13 protein-coding genes and 1 riboswitch are annotated in these 14259 nt (G+C 71.7%); of the genes, 8 read left to right on the top strand and 5 right to left on the bottom strand.

Features of this window, described 5'->3' with window-relative positions; genetic code table 11:
* Positions 1–79: 79 nt before the first annotated feature.
* A complete protein-coding gene (locus C8263_RS14450) occupies positions 80–1231 on the top strand; it encodes an FAD-dependent oxidoreductase (protein ID WP_107138846.1) in 1152 nt (383 codons plus the stop codon).
* Between the two features lie 221 nt (positions 1232–1452).
* On the opposite strand, the gene C8263_RS14445 is transcribed toward C8263_RS14450, so the two are convergent.
* From C8263_RS14445 to C8263_RS14430, 5 genes are all read right to left on the bottom strand, one after another.
* Positions 1453–3219, bottom strand: coding sequence for a tetratricopeptide repeat-containing diguanylate cyclase (locus C8263_RS14445; RefSeq protein ID WP_107138845.1), 1767 nt, complete (start codon positions 3217–3219; stop codon positions 1453–1455).
* A gap of 164 nt (positions 3220–3383) precedes the next feature.
* Positions 3384–4238 (bottom strand): aldo/keto reductase, encoded by an 855-nt coding sequence (locus tag C8263_RS14440; protein WP_233218836.1) that lies wholly within the window; start codon positions 4236–4238, stop codon positions 3384–3386.
* 104 nt (positions 4239–4342) lie between these two features.
* Complete coding sequence (locus C8263_RS18985; RefSeq protein ID WP_146160704.1) at positions 4343–4672, bottom strand: hypothetical protein; 330 nt, start codon at positions 4670–4672, stop codon at positions 4343–4345.
* A 4-nt stretch (positions 4673–4676) separates the two neighbouring features.
* Positions 4677–5471 (bottom strand): hypothetical protein, encoded by a 795-nt coding sequence (locus C8263_RS14435; protein ID WP_107138843.1) that lies wholly within the window; start codon positions 5469–5471, stop codon positions 4677–4679.
* A gap of 94 nt (positions 5472–5565) precedes the next feature.
* Positions 5566–7101, bottom strand: coding sequence for a hypothetical protein (locus tag C8263_RS14430; RefSeq protein ID WP_107138842.1), 1536 nt, complete (start codon positions 7099–7101; stop codon positions 5566–5568).
* Positions 7102–7343: 242 nt separating this feature from the next.
* Positions 7344–7456: riboswitch (TPP riboswitch) on the top strand.
* A gap of 165 nt (positions 7457–7621) precedes the next feature.
* Here C8263_RS14430 and thiC point away from each other — a divergent pair.
* The 7 genes from thiC to paaA all read left to right on the top strand — a co-directional run bounded on the left by thiC (position 7622) and on the right by paaA (position 14189).
* Positions 7622–9439, top strand: coding sequence for a phosphomethylpyrimidine synthase ThiC (thiC, locus tag C8263_RS14425; protein ID WP_107138841.1), 1818 nt, complete (start codon positions 7622–7624; stop codon positions 9437–9439).
* Between the two features lie 208 nt (positions 9440–9647).
* Positions 9648–10256, top strand: a complete 609-nt coding sequence (gene thiE, locus C8263_RS14420; protein WP_233218834.1) for a thiamine phosphate synthase — start codon at positions 9648–9650, stop codon at positions 10254–10256.
* Complete coding sequence (thiS, locus tag C8263_RS14415; protein ID WP_107138839.1) at positions 10253–10447, top strand: sulfur carrier protein ThiS; 195 nt, start codon at positions 10253–10255, stop codon at positions 10445–10447. The genes thiE and thiS overlap by 4 nt, the downstream gene beginning before the upstream one ends.
* A 1-nt stretch (position 10448) precedes the next feature.
* Complete coding sequence (locus tag C8263_RS14410; RefSeq protein ID WP_107138838.1) at positions 10449–11249, top strand: thiazole synthase; 801 nt, start codon at positions 10449–10451, stop codon at positions 11247–11249.
* Between the two features lie 234 nt (positions 11250–11483).
* On the top strand, positions 11484–12392 hold the full coding sequence (locus C8263_RS14405) for an NAD(P)/FAD-dependent oxidoreductase (RefSeq protein ID WP_107138837.1): 909 nt from the start codon (positions 11484–11486) through the stop codon (positions 12390–12392).
* Positions 12389–13168 (top strand): bifunctional hydroxymethylpyrimidine kinase/phosphomethylpyrimidine kinase, encoded by a 780-nt coding sequence (gene thiD, locus C8263_RS14400; protein ID WP_107138836.1) that lies wholly within the window; start codon positions 12389–12391, stop codon positions 13166–13168. Before C8263_RS14405 ends, thiD begins: the two co-directional genes overlap by 4 nt.
* A 58-nt stretch (positions 13169–13226) precedes the next feature.
* A complete protein-coding gene (gene paaA, locus C8263_RS14395; RefSeq protein ID WP_107138835.1) occupies positions 13227–14189 on the top strand; it encodes a 1,2-phenylacetyl-CoA epoxidase subunit PaaA in 963 nt (320 codons plus the stop codon).
* Positions 14190–14259 lie beyond the last annotated feature (70 nt).

Below are 14259 nucleotides of genomic sequence, written 5' to 3'. Positions count from 1 at the left end.
AAGCGCCCGGCACCGGCCGCCTTGAGCCGCCCTTGGGCCATGCGGGGGCCGGGCGCGCCGGCGCGGCATCATGGCCGCTATGAGTGCGCCGCTCCCTGCCGCCCCCGGCCGCGTGTGGGCCCATGTGGGCCAGCCCTTTGCGCCGTCCCCCTACGACGTGGCGGTGGTGGGCGCCGGGCGCATGGGCGCGGCGGCGGCGCTGTTTCTGCGCCAGCAGGCCCCGGCCCTGCGGCTGCTGCTGGTGGAAGAAGGCGGACTGCCCAACGAGGACGGCGCCACCATTCTGGCCCCGGGGGTCTGGAGCCTGTCGGGCCTGGCGCCCGAGCACCACGGGGCCGCCCGCTGGACCCGGGGGGCGCTGCAGGCCCTGGGCGGCACCGGCTGGGAGGCCCGGGAACTGGTGAGCCTGCACGCGGAGCCTGCCCCCGGCCGGGTGCCCACGGCCCAGACCCTGGCGCGCTGGCCGGACATGGGGGCCCTGGTGAACCCGGCCGCGCTGCCCTGGGCCGAACTGGACCCGGACGCCGGGATGTACCGCCCCGGCCACGCCGCCCTGCACGCCGCGCAGGCGGCCATCCGCGCGGGGGCGGACCTGCTGCTGAACACCCGCGCGGCGCCCCAGCCCGGGGGCGGGCTGTGCCTGGAGCGCTTGACAGTCACGAACACCCACCAGATCGTGACGCACGAGACGCATCTGGTCACGGCCCGCGCCGTGGTGCTGGCGGCCGGGGCCAAGGGGCCCTGGCTGGCCGAATGCGCGCTGGGGGTGCACACCCGCCACGCCCGCGCCTACCGCCAGACCCCGCACCTCGCCGTGCCCAGTGGGGCGCACAGTCCGGTGCTGCGCGCGGGCGGCCTGACCCTGCGCCCCCAGCACGGCGCATATACCCTGATTCCGCCGCTGCACGGGCGCGATCCGCACGGCTACCAGCCTTCGGGCGGGGGGCTGACCGGGGTGCCCACCGGCCTGCGGCGCGAAACGCTGGAAGACCTCGTGGCCCTGATGGACGCCGTGCCTGCCCTGGCCACAGAAGCCCTGCACCTGGGCCGCAGCCTGGCCGACGTGCCCGGCGCGTGGCTGGCCCTGCCGGGGGGCCGGGCCGATGGGCCCCCCACCTTCGAACCCCTGGACGAGCACACCTGGCTGCTGCTGGGCGGCCCCCACGCCGACACGCTGGGGCTGCACGCGGCGCGTGAACTGGCCCAGGCGGTGGCGGAGACGCTGAATTAAGTCGCTCGCTGTTGATCTTTAGATCAACCGAGCGGGCTGGAACAGCTGCGCCGCAGAGCGAGTCTCGAACAAAGGACTTTGCACCGGGCGTGGAGACTGTTCGGTGCTCTCCTGAACAGTCGCACCGTGAGGGGCAACGTCCTTAAGGGGTTGGCCCGCCCCTGTTTCCTCCGGCCCTGCGGGGCGCCCTTTTCACGCCGTCATTTCTTCACCCGGGCATTTCATTCGGCGGTACACAGCTGGTTGGGTCCCTGCCGCCGGGCGCGGTAATGCTCCTCATCGGCCACGTCCAGCAGCAGCTGGGCGCCCTGAAGAAAGCCCCGGCCGGCCAGCCCGATAAACAGGGTCGGTGGTGAGTCCAGGCCCTGCGCCTTCCAGTCGTGGGCGGCGGCGGCCTCGATCAGGCGCTGCAGGGCAATCCTGGCGCCAGACGTGGGGGTTTCAGGAAAGATCACCATGAACTTCCACTCGTCGAAACGGGCCACCAGATCCGTTTCACGCACGCTCTGTTCCAGCAGCTGCCGGACCGTTTGCAAGACGGTTTCTGCCAGCAATTGGCCGGCGCCCCCCACGCTGGCCGTGGCCACCTCAATGCCCACCACCGCCACCGACAGGTGCGTCTTGGAGCGCAGGCTGCGCTTGAAGTTCTGCGTGAGCTGCTCGGTGCCGTAGAGCCGCGAACGAGCGCCGCTTTGCAGGTCGTACAGCGAGCTGCCCTTCCAGCCTTCCACCTGACGGTGCAGTTCGTCCACGCGCGCCGACGCCTCGCCCAGCGCTGCGGCCAGGCTGGCCCGGACCTCCCGGCGTTCGCGCCGCAGCGCGAGCTGCAGTTCGGCCTGCGCCGTGGCCTCATGGACCTGCTGCTGGCGCCCGTGCCGGTCAGCCTGCGCCTCCAGTTCCAGCGCCGACCACGCCTGCTCGTGGGCCAGGGCCCGGGCCGCGTCACCTCTGGCCAGGGCCAGCGTGACCAGCAGCCGCTGCGCGCGGCGTTCGGCGCCGGCCAGCCGGGCCCGCTGGCTCAGGGTCAGCGCCTGGTCCAGCAGGGTGGCCGCTTCGTCGTGCCGCCCCTGGTTCAGCAGGTATTCGGCCACGTTCAGCAGGGTGATCACCAGAATGTCCGGCTGTCCAGAAGTCCCCGCAGCGCTCATGCTCTGCCCAAACACCTCGGTGGCCTGGGCGTGTTCGTCGCGTCGGGCGTGGGCCGAGGCCATCAGGTTGAGGTAACGGGTGTGCCGGCGGTGGTCGCCCAGCAGCGAGCTGAGCCGGGCCGCCCGGTCCAGAAACTGCAGCGCGCGGGCGTGGTCGCCCTGGAAGCCGTGGGAGACGCCCAGGCCGCCCAGCGCGTCGGCGTGTTCGGGGGTGCCTTCCAGGTGGGCCAGGTGCCCGGCCATGCGGTAGGCCCGGAACGCCTCGTCGGGCTGGTTGGCGCGCATGTGCAGACTCCCCAGGGCCAGCAGCACCGGCAGATCCCGGGCCTGGGGCTTCTGGTCATCTGTCAGGATCAGCCCCTGCTCGTAGGCGCTGATGGCCGCCCGGTCATCGCCAAGCCGGCTGTACAGTTCGCCGGCCCGGCGCTGCGCCTGGGCCCGCAGCTCATCGTCGCCGGCCTCCTGTGCCAGGGTGGCGGCCACGAGGCTGGCCGTCAGGGCCTGCACCGGAAGCGGGGTCAGCAGTTCGGCCTGACGCAGCGCACACTGCGTTTCCAGCGGGGTGTCGTTCAGGCGCTCAAAGCGGGCCTGCGCGGACCGGGCGTGACCCAGGGCCGCCTCGCCGCCTTGCAGCAGGGCCAGCCGCAGCTCCGTGTGGGCGGCCCGCGCCTCGTCGGCCAGTTCCAGGGCCAGCGTCCGCGCATGGTCCAGCAAAGAAGTGGCGTCCTCAACTGGTAAGGTGCCGCCGGCCAGGTCCAGCAGGGCGTCCACCCGCTCCGGGGTGCGCCGCTGGGGCAGATAGGCCTCGTAGTGCGACAGCTCCGGGGGCAGGTCCGTCATCAGGCCCGCCCAGCAGGGGGCGTGGAAGTGACTGCGGTGCGCGGCGACACAGCTGCCATTATGGCGGGGGCCAGCACCCTCCGTCCGGGCCGGGCGCAGGCGGGCACAGGGCCCGTTGGGGGCACCGCCCCCCCGCCAGGGAAGCCGGGGGGGAGTCCCAGCCCTCAGGTCCAGGGCAGGGCGGACCGGGCCCCCCAGTAGGCCGCTGGGTCCTGCACCAGCGCCGAGCGCAGGGGCTCGGCGGTCACCGACACCTGCAGCGCCGCCAGATTCTGCCCAAGTTGTTCCGGCGTGCTGGCGCCGCTGAGCACCACATCCGCCCAGGGCTGCGCCAGCGCGGCACCCAGGGCCACGGCGTCCGGGGTCACGCCCAGGTCGCGGGCCACCCCGGCCAGGGGGGGCGGTACATCGCCCTGCCCACCGAGGCCGCGCGCGCTGAGGCGGCCGTTGGCCACGGCCTCCTTGATCACCACCGTCCAGCCCGCCGCGTGCGCCTCGGCCAGGGCCGCGCCCGCCGAGGGCTCCAGCAGGTTCCAGGTGGCCTGCACCGCGCTAAAGGGACACACGCCGTCCACCCGCACCGCCAGCGCCCGGCGCAGGGTGTCGGCCTGCCCAGGGCCGCTGGTGCTCAGGCCCACCCGCACGCCCTGGGCGGCCAGCTCGGCCAGGCGTTCCAGCACCGCCCGGTTCTCCAGCACCCCCGAGTCCAGCGTGGCGGAATGAATCAGGTACAGGTCCGGCACGCGGCTCAGCGCCGCCTGGGTCTCGGGCCACTGCCGGTCCAGCGTGGCGAGGTCGTGCGTTTTGACCTCGTGGGTTTCGGCGTCCGCGCGCCAGTCGGCCACGTAGGTGTAGCCCCACTTGCTGCCCAGCACGGCCCCGCTGTGCCCCCGCGCCGCCAGCCAGCCGCCCAGAAAGGCCTCGGCGCGGCCGTAGCTGCGCGCGGCGTCAAAGTACCGCAGTCCCGCCGCCCAGGCTGCGTCCAGCACGGCCCAGGTCTGGGCCTTCAGGTCGTCCACGCCCTTGCCGGGCAGATCAGTGCCGTGGCCCAGGTTGATGTACCCGGGCCGCCCCAGTGCGGCGAGCCCCAGGCCCAGCCGGGGGGCCCCGGGGGGCAGCAGGCTCAGACGTGCCCCGCGCCGCTGCCGGCGTCCTGGCCGGGGGTGAAGTGATACGGATTCCGTTCATTTCCGTCACATCCGGGAAAGAGCCGGATGTTCCCCGCCTTCGGCGCTGTTCCAGCCCAATTCCCGGAAATCCGCATCTTTTCCTGCTCCCTTCGGTCGAAAAAATTCCGTAACTCGTTACGGAATTTTTCGGAACCCGTATGAGGGTCCGCCGCCGCTCTGCCCCGCGCCCAGCGGCGCTGCTCGCGCCAGCGCGCCCCCACCGCGCGCCACTTGGCTCTGAGGGTCAGCAGATTCAGCAGCAGGTGGATCAGGGGCCATTTCATGCTCTCAGGTACGCGGGTGGCCAGGGCAGTGTTCCCCCAGCTCGGCCGCCAGGACCGGATTCAGGTACAGGTGCAGCGTGCGGGCGAGGTCCAGGGTCCAGCTCACCGCGCCCTGGTAGGCCACTTCCAGATCGTCCAGGCCAGCCGTGACGCCCACGTAGCGCGCCAGGGCAGCGTCCCCCAGTTCGGCCTCGGCGCCGCGCGAAACATTCGGCCAGTGGTCGGTGTTGCCCACCTGCAAGCGGGCCAGCCGCAGCAGCCCGCCCTGTACCCACCCCAGCAGCTCGTGGGCGCGGATGCGCTCGCCGCGCGCCAGCACATTCAGCCCGAAGGCCAGCCAGTTCAGCAGCCGGTCCAGAATGAGCTGCGCCTCGCCCGCCGGGTCGGGGGTGCGCGCGGCCAGCACCGCCAGATGCCGGGACAGCTGGCCGTCCGTGTCCTTGACCAGCATGCGGCCGGGCCGCACGTGCTGCGGGGTCCAGCCCTCCACCCCGGGCAGACGCTCTGCGCCGACCACATGCAGCTCTACGCGGCGCAGGCCCGGCAGCAGGGCGGTGGGGGTGCCGAATTCATTGACCACAAAGTGCTGCACGTCCAGGTGGTCGGCCAGCCAGTCCCGCGCCTCCACCTGCGCGCCGGGGGTCAGAAACGCCCAGTAGTCCAGGTCACTCCAGGCGTCGGCCGCGCCCTGCGGCACGCTGCCGTAGGCGACCACATGCGAGAACCGTGCCTCGGCCTGCAGGGCGGCACGCAGCCGGGTGTCCAGGGCCAGCAGTTCAGTCAGGGCAGAGGCGGACACGCCCCCATTGTGGCCTCCTCTGGCTGGGCCTGACCGGGCACCGCCCGCCACCCCACCACAGGAAAGAGCGTGGAGGGCAGCTGCCTTCCGGCCCTTATTCCTCCTCGTACAGCTCGCCGCCGCGCTCGTCCAGCGTCCAGTCCTTCACGGCCCAGCCCCGGGCCGAGCGCACCAGGTTCACGGTCAGGGTGTAGCGTTCGCCCTCAATGTCTTCGCTGTTGGTGCGGGCATCGTTCAGGCCCAGGCTGATGGGCGCCACCACGCGGGCCTGATCGGGCCGGTCCACGGTCAGGTCCAGGCCACTGAAGGTCAAGCTGCCCAGGGCGCGCGCCGGGATGTCGGCGTTGGCGGCGAGGTTCAGCCAGGGCTGGGCGCGGGCCGCCGCCACATCAATGCGGCGCTGGACCTCAGCCCTCTGGGCGGCTGTGCGGGGCGGGGTGGTCTGGGTGAAGCTGGCCCCCACATGCTTGGACAGCGTGCTCAGGTCACCCAGCATCCGGGCCGTGACCGCCAGGGGATCGTCCTGTAACTCGGTCAGGCGGCCAGGCGAAACCCGGTAGGCCACGTAGCGCATGCCGCCACTGCGCTCATCGCGCACCAGCAGGTCGTCGCGGCCTGTGGCGCGGCGCACGGTCGCCACCGGGGCCCAGGCGGTGTCCAGGTAATACGGGTCCGGCTGCCGGGCAGGCACGGTCATCAGGGCGGGGCCAGCCACCACCTGGGCCCCCTGGGCGCGGTACAGGCGCAGGGTGGCCTGGGTGCCGCCCCCCACCATGCCCAGGTATTCGCGCTGATTCGGCGCGCTGAACGAGCCGCCCAGTCCCATCCGGGCGGCGCTGAAGGGCGCGCCCGCGCGCAGCGGCCAGTCGCTCAGGCCGTAGTCGTTCATGGCGTGGCGGATGTCGGGGCCATAGTTGGTCAGCCACGCGCGGAAGCGGGCCGGTAGCCCCTGCACGAACGCCTGCGCCTCGCCGGATTTACCGATGGCCAGCAGGGTGGCGTAATCGGCCAGCACCTCGCCGCCCCCGGTCTGGTTGGTCACCTGCCTGGTCAGGAAGCCGCGCAGCGTTCCGGGAAAGGCGCGCGAGCGGTCCACATACTGCCCGCCGACGTAGGCATACACATTCAGCAGCGGCACGCTCTCGGCAAAGCTCAGGCCGTAGGCGTAGGCAAAGCGCCAGTCCGACACCAGCAGTTCCAGCGGCCCTTTGCCGTCCAGCTGCCGGGGCGTGATGGTTTCGCTGTGGGCGCTGAAGACGCTCAGCAGCTTTCTGGGGGGCGTGCTCAGCGAATACAGCGTGTGCGTAAAACAGCAGTGGGCCCCGCCGGAAAACCCGGCCAGCAGCACCTCCGGCACGCCGTCGCCGGTCACGTCGCGGCACCAGTCCACGCTCACGGCGATGTCGCTGACCGTGGCGTAGGTGGTGCCGCCCCGGACAAGGCTGACCCGGTCTTCGGGATCGCCAAAGCCGTTCTCGCTCAGCTTCAGGGTGTAGGCGCCGCAGGTCTGGGTGCTGGTCTTGACCGGCGCGGGCCGCTCGTTCTGTGCGGCGGCGGTGGGGGCCAGCAGGGCCAGGGTCAGCAGGGAAAGGGCCAGGGGCAAGCGGGACACCAGGGGCAGTCGGGGCATGGGCAGGAACCTCCGGGAAGAACGTGGGGCAGAGGAGTATGGGGCCAGAAGACATAGGGGCAGAAGACACAGGGGCAGAAGAGATGGGAACAGCGCAGAGCAGGGTCAGTGGGTGGGGAGAGACACAGCGGTGGGGGAGCCGGGCGCCCGGGCGCTGCGCCCAGTAGAGCACCCGCCCGGGCACCCGGGGCCGCGCGGGGGCGCCCGGCCTTCGCTTTTTTCCGGGCGCGGTGTACACTCGCCGCAGTCACCAGGGGTGCCGCCCAAGAAAAAGGGCGGCTGAGAGGGCCAAGTGCCTAACCCTAGGAACCTGATCTGGTTTGTGCCAGCGGAGGGAGCGTGACGGGTGCCAGGACTGGATTGTTTGGCCCCCCTCCGAACGCGTGAGGGGGGCGTTGTCGTTATGCAGAGCTAGGAAGAGAAAGTCCCGAACAAATCGAGCGGCCTGCGCGCGGCTCGTCCTTTCAGGCTGTGCGCCCACGCGCCCGGCGCCTCTCTCTATTGCCCCTCTGGAGGCCCCATGACCACCGCCCCCCTGCCCGATCTGCTCCTGGCCCCCGAATTGACCGCGCCCTTTCCCGGCAGCGAAAAGGTGTACCTGACCGGCACCCTGCACCCCGGCGTGCGCGTGCCAGCGCGGCGCATTCGCCAGTCGCCCACCCTGGAGCGTGTGGGCGAGTTGACCCGCAGCGTGCCCAACCCGCCACTGCTGGTGCCCGACACCAGCGGCCCCTACACCGACCCCGCCGTGACGGTGGACCTGCGCGCCGGGCTGGGCTGCGCCCGCCCCTGGCTGGCCGGGGACGCGCGGCTGGAGCTTCGGGCTCACCGCCACGCGCCGGACCTGGACCAGAGTGGCCCGCTGCCCTTTTCCCGCGTGCCCCTGCCCCGGCGCGCCCGTGCGGGCGCCCAGATCACCCAGCTTCAGGCCGCGCGCCAGGGCGAAATCACGCCGGAAATGGAGTTCGTGGCCCTGCGGGAGGGGCTGCGCCAGGAAGAAGGCTTTGACCTGACCGGGCAGCACCCCGGACAGGCGTTTGGGGCCGCCATTCCGCGCGAGATCACGCCTGAATTTGTGCGCGCGGAGGTGGCGCGGGGCCGGGCGGTCATCCCCGCCAACATCAACCACCCGGAACTGGAACCCACCATCATTGGCCGCAACTTCCGGGTGAAGGTGAATGCCAACCTGGGCACCAGCATCGTCACCAGCTCGATTGAGGAAGAGGTGGGCAAGATGATCTGGGCCACCCGCTGGGGCGCAGACACGGTCATGGACCTGTCCACGGGCCGCCACATTCACCCCACGCGCGAGTGGATCGTCCGGGGCAGCGCCGTGCCGGTGGGCACGGTTCCCATCTACCAGGCGCTGGAAAAGGTCGGCGGCGTGGCCGAGGACTTGACCTGGGCCGTGTACCGCGACACCCTAATTGAACAGGCCGAGCAGGGCGTCGATTACATGACGGTGCATGCGGGCGTGCGGCTGGCCCACCTGCCGCTGACCGCGCGGCGGCGCACCGGGCTTGTCTCGCGCGGGGGCAGCATCCTGGGCAAGTGGTGTCTGGCGCACCACCAGGAAAACTTCCTGTACACGCACTTTGCCGAGATCTGCGAGCTGCTGGCCGCCTACGACGTCACCTTCAGCCTGGGCGACGGCCTGCGCCCGGGGTCCATTGAGGACGCCAACGACGCCGCGCAGTTTGCCGAGCTGGAGACGCTGGGCGAACTGACGCAGGTGGCCTGGGCCCACGGGGTTCAGACCATGATTGAGGGGCCGGGGCACGTGCCCATGCAGCTGATCCGCGAGAACATGACCCGCCAGCTGGCCGTGTGCCAGGAAGCCCCCTTTTACACCCTGGGGCCGCTGACTACCGACATTGCGCCGGGGTACGACCACATCACGTCGGCCATCGGGGCGGCGCAGATCGCGTGGTACGGCACGGCGATGCTGTGCTACGTGACCCCGAAAGAGCACCTGGGTCTGCCGGACCGCCAGGACGTGCGCGACGGCGTCCTGGCCTACCGCATTGCCGCCCACGCCGCCGACCTCGCCAAGGGCCACCCCGGCGCCCAGGCCCGCGACAATGCCCTGAGCAAGGCCCGCTTTGAGTTTCGCTGGCAGGACCAGTTTGGCCTCAGCCTGGACCCGGAGAAGGCGCGCGCCCTGCACGACGAGACCCTGCCCGCCGACGCCGCCAAAACCGCGCATTTTTGCTCCATGTGCGGCCCGCAGTTCTGTTCCATGAAACTCAGCCACGACCTGCGCGCCCCCGAGGTGCTGGCCGGGCTGGAGGCCAAGGCGCAGGAGTTCCGCGCGCAGGGCGGCGAGATTTATGGGTGAGGAGCTGAGAGAGGAGAGGCTGGGTCGAGGCGTCGAGTGGTTGAGCGGTCGGGAGGACGGAGGGGAAAGGGGCACTGGGTTTTCCGGGCGGGAAGGCCAGGAACCGGCGGGGGCCGAGGTTTCGCCCCGTCTGCCTGGGCAGGTCAGCCCTTCCTTGACTCTTAGCCCATCAGACCCTCTGACCAGCCCCCTGGGGCACCTGTACCTCGTGGCCACCCCCCGCCCTGGCCAGCCCGAAGGCGACTTTCTGGCGCGCGTGGCCGCCGCGCTGGACGGCGGCGCCGACACGCTGCAACTGCGCTGCAAGGACTGGGAGGCGCGGCCGTACATCGCGCTGGGCGAGCAGGTGGCCGCCCTCAGCCGCGCGCGCGGGGTGCCCCTGTTCATCAACGACCGTGTGGATGTGGCCCTGGCCTGCGGCGCCGACGGGGTGCACCTGGGCCAGAGCGACCTGCCGCCCGGGTGGGCGCGGCAGCTGGGGCCGGGGCTGCGGGTGGGGCTCAGCACCCACGCATCCGCGCAGGCCGCAGCCGCCCTGGCGCAGGCGCCCGCGTATATCGCGGCCGGTCCGGTGCACCGCACCCCCACCAAACCGGGGCGCGCAGCCGCTGGTCTGACCTACATCCGGCAGGTGGCGGCGCTGCGGCCCCAGGTGCCCTGGTATGCCATTGGTGGCCTGGACGCGGGCAATGTTCACGAGGTCCTGGCAGCCGGGGCCAGCCGGGTGGCGGTAGTCCGTGCGGTGCTGGACGCCCGCGACCCTGCACAGGCAGCGGCCGAATTGCGCGCGGCCCTCCGGCAGGAGGGGCCCGCATGATCGTCAATGGCGAAGCCCGGCCCTTTACCCCGGGCCTGACTCTGTGGGGTCTGCTGCGCGACCTGGGCACCGAGCCCGCCCGCGTGGCGGTGGCCGTGAACGACGACTTTTACCCCGGCGCCCGCGTGCCGGACCGCGAACTGAAGGAAGGCGACGTGATTGAAATCGTGCGGATCATCGGGGGGGGCTGAGGTGCGGGGTGACCCCTTCGAGCTGGGCGGGCGCACCTTCGCCTCGCGCCTGATGACCGGCACCGGCAAATTCACCGATTACGGCGTGATGCGTGAGGCCCTGGCCGCCAGCGGCTCGCAGATTGTCACGGTGGCCATTCGCCGCGTGGAGCTGAAGGCGCCGGGGCACGGCGGCCTGCTGGACGTCCTGGACTGGGACCGCCTGCAACTGCTGCCCAACACCGCCGGCTGCCGCACCGCCGCCGAGGCCGTGCGGGTGGCCCGGCTGGCCCGCGCGGCCACCGGCACGAAGTGGATCAAGCTGGAGGTGATCCCGGACGCCCGTTATCTGCTGCCCGATCCGGTGGGCACGCTGGCCGCCGCACAGGAACTGGCCGCCGACGGCTTTACCGTTCTGCCCTACGTGCAGCCCGACGCCGTGCTGGCCCGCGCCCTGGAGGGGGTGGGCTGCGCGGCCGTGATGCCCCTGGCCAGCCCCATCGGTTCTGGGAAGGGCCTGCGTACCCCGGACCTGCTGAAAACCGTGCTGGACGGCGCGGCGGTGCCCGTGGTGGTGGACGCCGGACTGGGCGTGCCCAGCGACGCCGCCCAGGCGCTGGAACTGGGCGCGGGCGCTGTGCTGGTCAACACTGCCATTGCCGAGGCCCGCGATCCGGTGGGCATGGGCCACGCCTTTGCCCTGGGGGTGCAGGCCGGCCGCGCGGCGTTTCTGGCCGGGCGCATGGGGGTGCGCGAACACGCCAGCCCCAGCAGTCCGCCGGGCGGCGTGCCCCGCCTCCCCGACCCGGAAGTGCCGGTATGAAGAGGTTGAAGGGTCTGACAGCGGCTGCCAGTTCCATTGAGGGGCTTTTTCCTCAACGCCTCTGGGTTCTGTTGTGAGGGTCAAAGGGGATGGCCTCAGGAGCCGAGGTGGGGGCGGAGGCTCTCTGTGGCGAGGAATCAGTCGAGGCGTCGAGGAGCCCAGACGCCGAGCGCTGCTCTGTCCCGATCCCTCGACTTCCCGACCCCTCGACCGCGCCGCGCGCACGCCCCACCCATGACTGCCCGCGAAGTCATCGTGGTCGGCGGCGGCCTGATCGGGTCGCTGGTCGCCTTCACGCTGCGCCGCGCTGGAGCCGATGTGCTGGTGCTGGACGCCGGGCGGCGCGGGGCCGCGTGGCGCGCGGCGGGGGGCCTGCTGACCCCGGACGGCGAGCGCCTGCGCGGCACGCCCCTGGAACCAGACGCGCTGGCGGGCCTGCGCCACTGGCCGGGGCTGGCGCGGGACCTGGAAACGGCCAGCGGCCAGCCGGTGTTCTTCCGGGAAGGGGTGCGCCGCCTGAAGGCCAGCGGAGGGGAGGCCTGCACGCCCGGCGAGGCCAGCCTGCACCCGCCGTCGGTGGTGCGGGCCGCGCGGCAGACCGTGCAGGTGGTGGCCGCGCAGGTGGTGGGGCTGGACCCGGTGCGGGGCGGCGTGTGGGTGCGCGCGGCGGCGGGCGAGTGGCACGCCCAGACCGTCGTGCTGGCGGCCGGGGCCTGGAGCGGCGCCTTTGGCCTGCCCGTGACGGCGGTGCAGGGGCAGGCGCTGCTGCTGGACAGCCCGGCCGAGGTGGGTGCTCTATACGGCCCCCTCACGCGCGGCTTTCCCCCCTACGCCCTGAGTCGGCCAGACGGGGTGTATGTGGGGGCGACCTCACGCCCCTCATGGGCCACCACGCCCGATCCCCACGCCACCCGCTGGCTGCTGGGCGTGGCGCGGCAGCTGGTGCCTGAGGTCAAAACCCCGGTGCAGACGCGCCTGGTGGGCCTGCGCCCGGTCACACCGGATGGGCTGCCGCTGGTGGCCCCGCACCCTGGCCTGCCCGGCGTGGTGGTCGCGGCCGGCCACGGGCGGCACGGCGCGCTGCTGGCCCCGGTGACGGCGGCGCGGGTGCTGGCGCTGGTGGGGGCGGGGGTGCCCGCATGACGGCTCCGGTGGCGCTGACCATTGCAGGCTCTGATTCTGGCGGCGGGGCCGGCATTCAGGCGGACCTGAAAACCTTCGAGGCGCATGGAGTGTACGGCACCAGCGTCCTGACCCTGGTGACCGCCCAGAACACCTGCGGCGTGCGGGGGGCGTGGCCACTGCCGCCCGGACAGGTGGCCGCCCAGCTGGAGGCGGTCCTGGACGATTTTCCGGTGGCGGCGGTCAAGACCGGAGCCCTGGGAAATGCTGACCTCATGCGCGTGGTGGCGGCGGGGCTGCGTGGGCGTGGCCTGCCCCTGGTCGTGGACCCGGTGATGCTGGCCAAGGGCGGCGACCCCCTGCTGGCCCCGGATGCCCTGGAGGCGCTGCTAGAGGAGCTTTTTCCTCTGGCCACCCTGATCACGCCGAATGTGCCGGAGTGGACGGCCCTGCAGGCAGCGGGGGCGTCTGAAGCTCTGCCCCTGCTTCTCAAGGGTGGGCATGCCCCCGGCGAAACGGTGGTGGATACCCTGCGCGCCGGCCCCCACCCCCTCACCCTGACGGCGCCGCGCCAGTACACCCGCCATACCCACGGCACCGGCTGCACCCTGTCGGCGGCCATCGCGGCCCATCTGGCGCGCGGGCTGACTCTGCCGGCGGCGGTGGGGGAGGCCCACCTCTATGTTCAGCGGGCGTTGCGCGCCGCGCCGGGGCTGGGCGCCGGGCATGGCCCGCTGGGGCACCGCGAGGCTGGACAACCCAGCGCCGCTGTGAGACCTGCGCCACACCCTGCCTAACGCCCGTTAGGTACACTGGGGGAAGTTCACATTGCCAGTCCACAGTGGAGGTGGCCGCATGACCCAACCCCAGACCTACCCCGCCGGCGAAACCGCCGAGCAGCACGCTGCATTCGAGGCCCGCATTGCGCGCGGCGAGAAGATTGAAGCCGGCGACTGGATGCCCGCCGAGTACCGCCGCCAGCTGATCCGCATGATTTCCCAGCACGCCCACAGCGAAGTGGTGGGCATGTTGCCCGAAGGCGAGTGGATTTCCCGCGCCCCCAGCCTCAAGCGCAAGACCATCCTGATGGCCAAGGTGCAGGACGAGGCCGGGCACGGCCAGTACCTCTACCACGCTGCCGAAACCCTGGGCGCCACCCGCGAGGACATGCTTCAGGCGCTCCTGTCGGGCAAGGCCAAGTACTCCAGCATCTTTAACTACCCCACCCACACCTGGGCGGACGTGGGCATGATTGGCTGGCTGGTGGACGGCGCCGCCATTAAAAACCAGACCATGCTGGCCGGGTGCAGTTACGGCCCCTACAGCCGCGCGATGGTCCGCATTTGCAGCGAAGAGACCTTCCACCACAAGCAGGGCAAGGAAATGATCGTGGCCTACGCCCAGGGCACGCCGCAGCAGCGCCAGATGGCCCAGGAGGCCCTGAACCGCTGGTGGTGGCCCGCCATGATGATGCTGGGGCCACACGACGCCGACAGCCCGAATACCGGCGCGCTGGCGAAGTGGGGCATCAAGCTTAAGACCAACGATGAGGTCCGCCAGGAGTTCATCAACGAGCATGTCCCCGAACTGATGGAAGCCGGCCTGACCATCCCCGACCCCGACCTGCACCAGGATGAGCAGGGCAACTGGAAGCACGGCCCCATCGACTGGACCGAGTTCTGGGCCGTCATCAGGGGCGAGCAGGGCCTGAACAGGGAGCGCCTGGGCACGCGGCAGGCCGCCCACGACGAGGGCGCCTGGGTGCGCGAGGCGTTGCAGGCGTATGCGGACCGCCAGCGCGCCGAAGCCGCCGACTGACGCCACGTGGGCGGTGGACAGTGGGAAGTGGAGCTGTTTCTTCCACTTCCCACTCACCACTTCCCGCTCC

It is taken from the genome of Deinococcus arcticus, from assembly GCF_003028415.1.
Lineage (GTDB): Bacteria > Deinococcota > Deinococci > Deinococcales > Deinococcaceae > Deinococcus > Deinococcus arcticus.
Note: the sequence above shows the minus strand (reverse complement) of the source record. Positions and strands in the feature narration are given on the sequence as shown.

Bases quoted from the DNA above. Each gene is read 5' to 3' on its own strand.
- C8263_RS14430 (WP_107138842.1), bottom strand. From the start codon at position 7,101: ATGCCCCGACTGCCCCTGGTGTCCCGCTTGCCCCTGGCCCTTTCCCTG.
- thiC (WP_107138841.1), top strand. From the start codon at position 7,622: ATGACCACCGCCCCCCTGCCCGATCTGCTCCTGGCCCCCGAATTGACC.
- C8263_RS14445 (WP_107138845.1), bottom strand. From the start codon at position 3,219: ATGACGGACCTGCCCCCGGAGCTGTCGCACTACGAGGCCTATCTGCCC.
- thiD (WP_107138836.1), top strand. From the start codon at position 12,389: ATGACGGCTCCGGTGGCGCTGACCATTGCAGGCTCTGATTCTGGCGGC.
- thiS (WP_107138839.1), top strand. From the start codon at position 10,253: ATGATCGTCAATGGCGAAGCCCGGCCCTTTACCCCGGGCCTGACTCTG.
- paaA (WP_107138835.1), top strand. From the start codon at position 13,227: ATGACCCAACCCCAGACCTACCCCGCCGGCGAAACCGCCGAGCAGCAC.
- C8263_RS18985 (WP_146160704.1), bottom strand. From the start codon at position 4,672: ATGAAATGGCCCCTGATCCACCTGCTGCTGAATCTGCTGACCCTCAGA.
- C8263_RS14450 (WP_107138846.1), top strand. From the start codon at position 80: ATGAGTGCGCCGCTCCCTGCCGCCCCCGGCCGCGTGTGGGCCCATGTG.
- C8263_RS14405 (WP_107138837.1), top strand. From the start codon at position 11,484: ATGACTGCCCGCGAAGTCATCGTGGTCGGCGGCGGCCTGATCGGGTCG.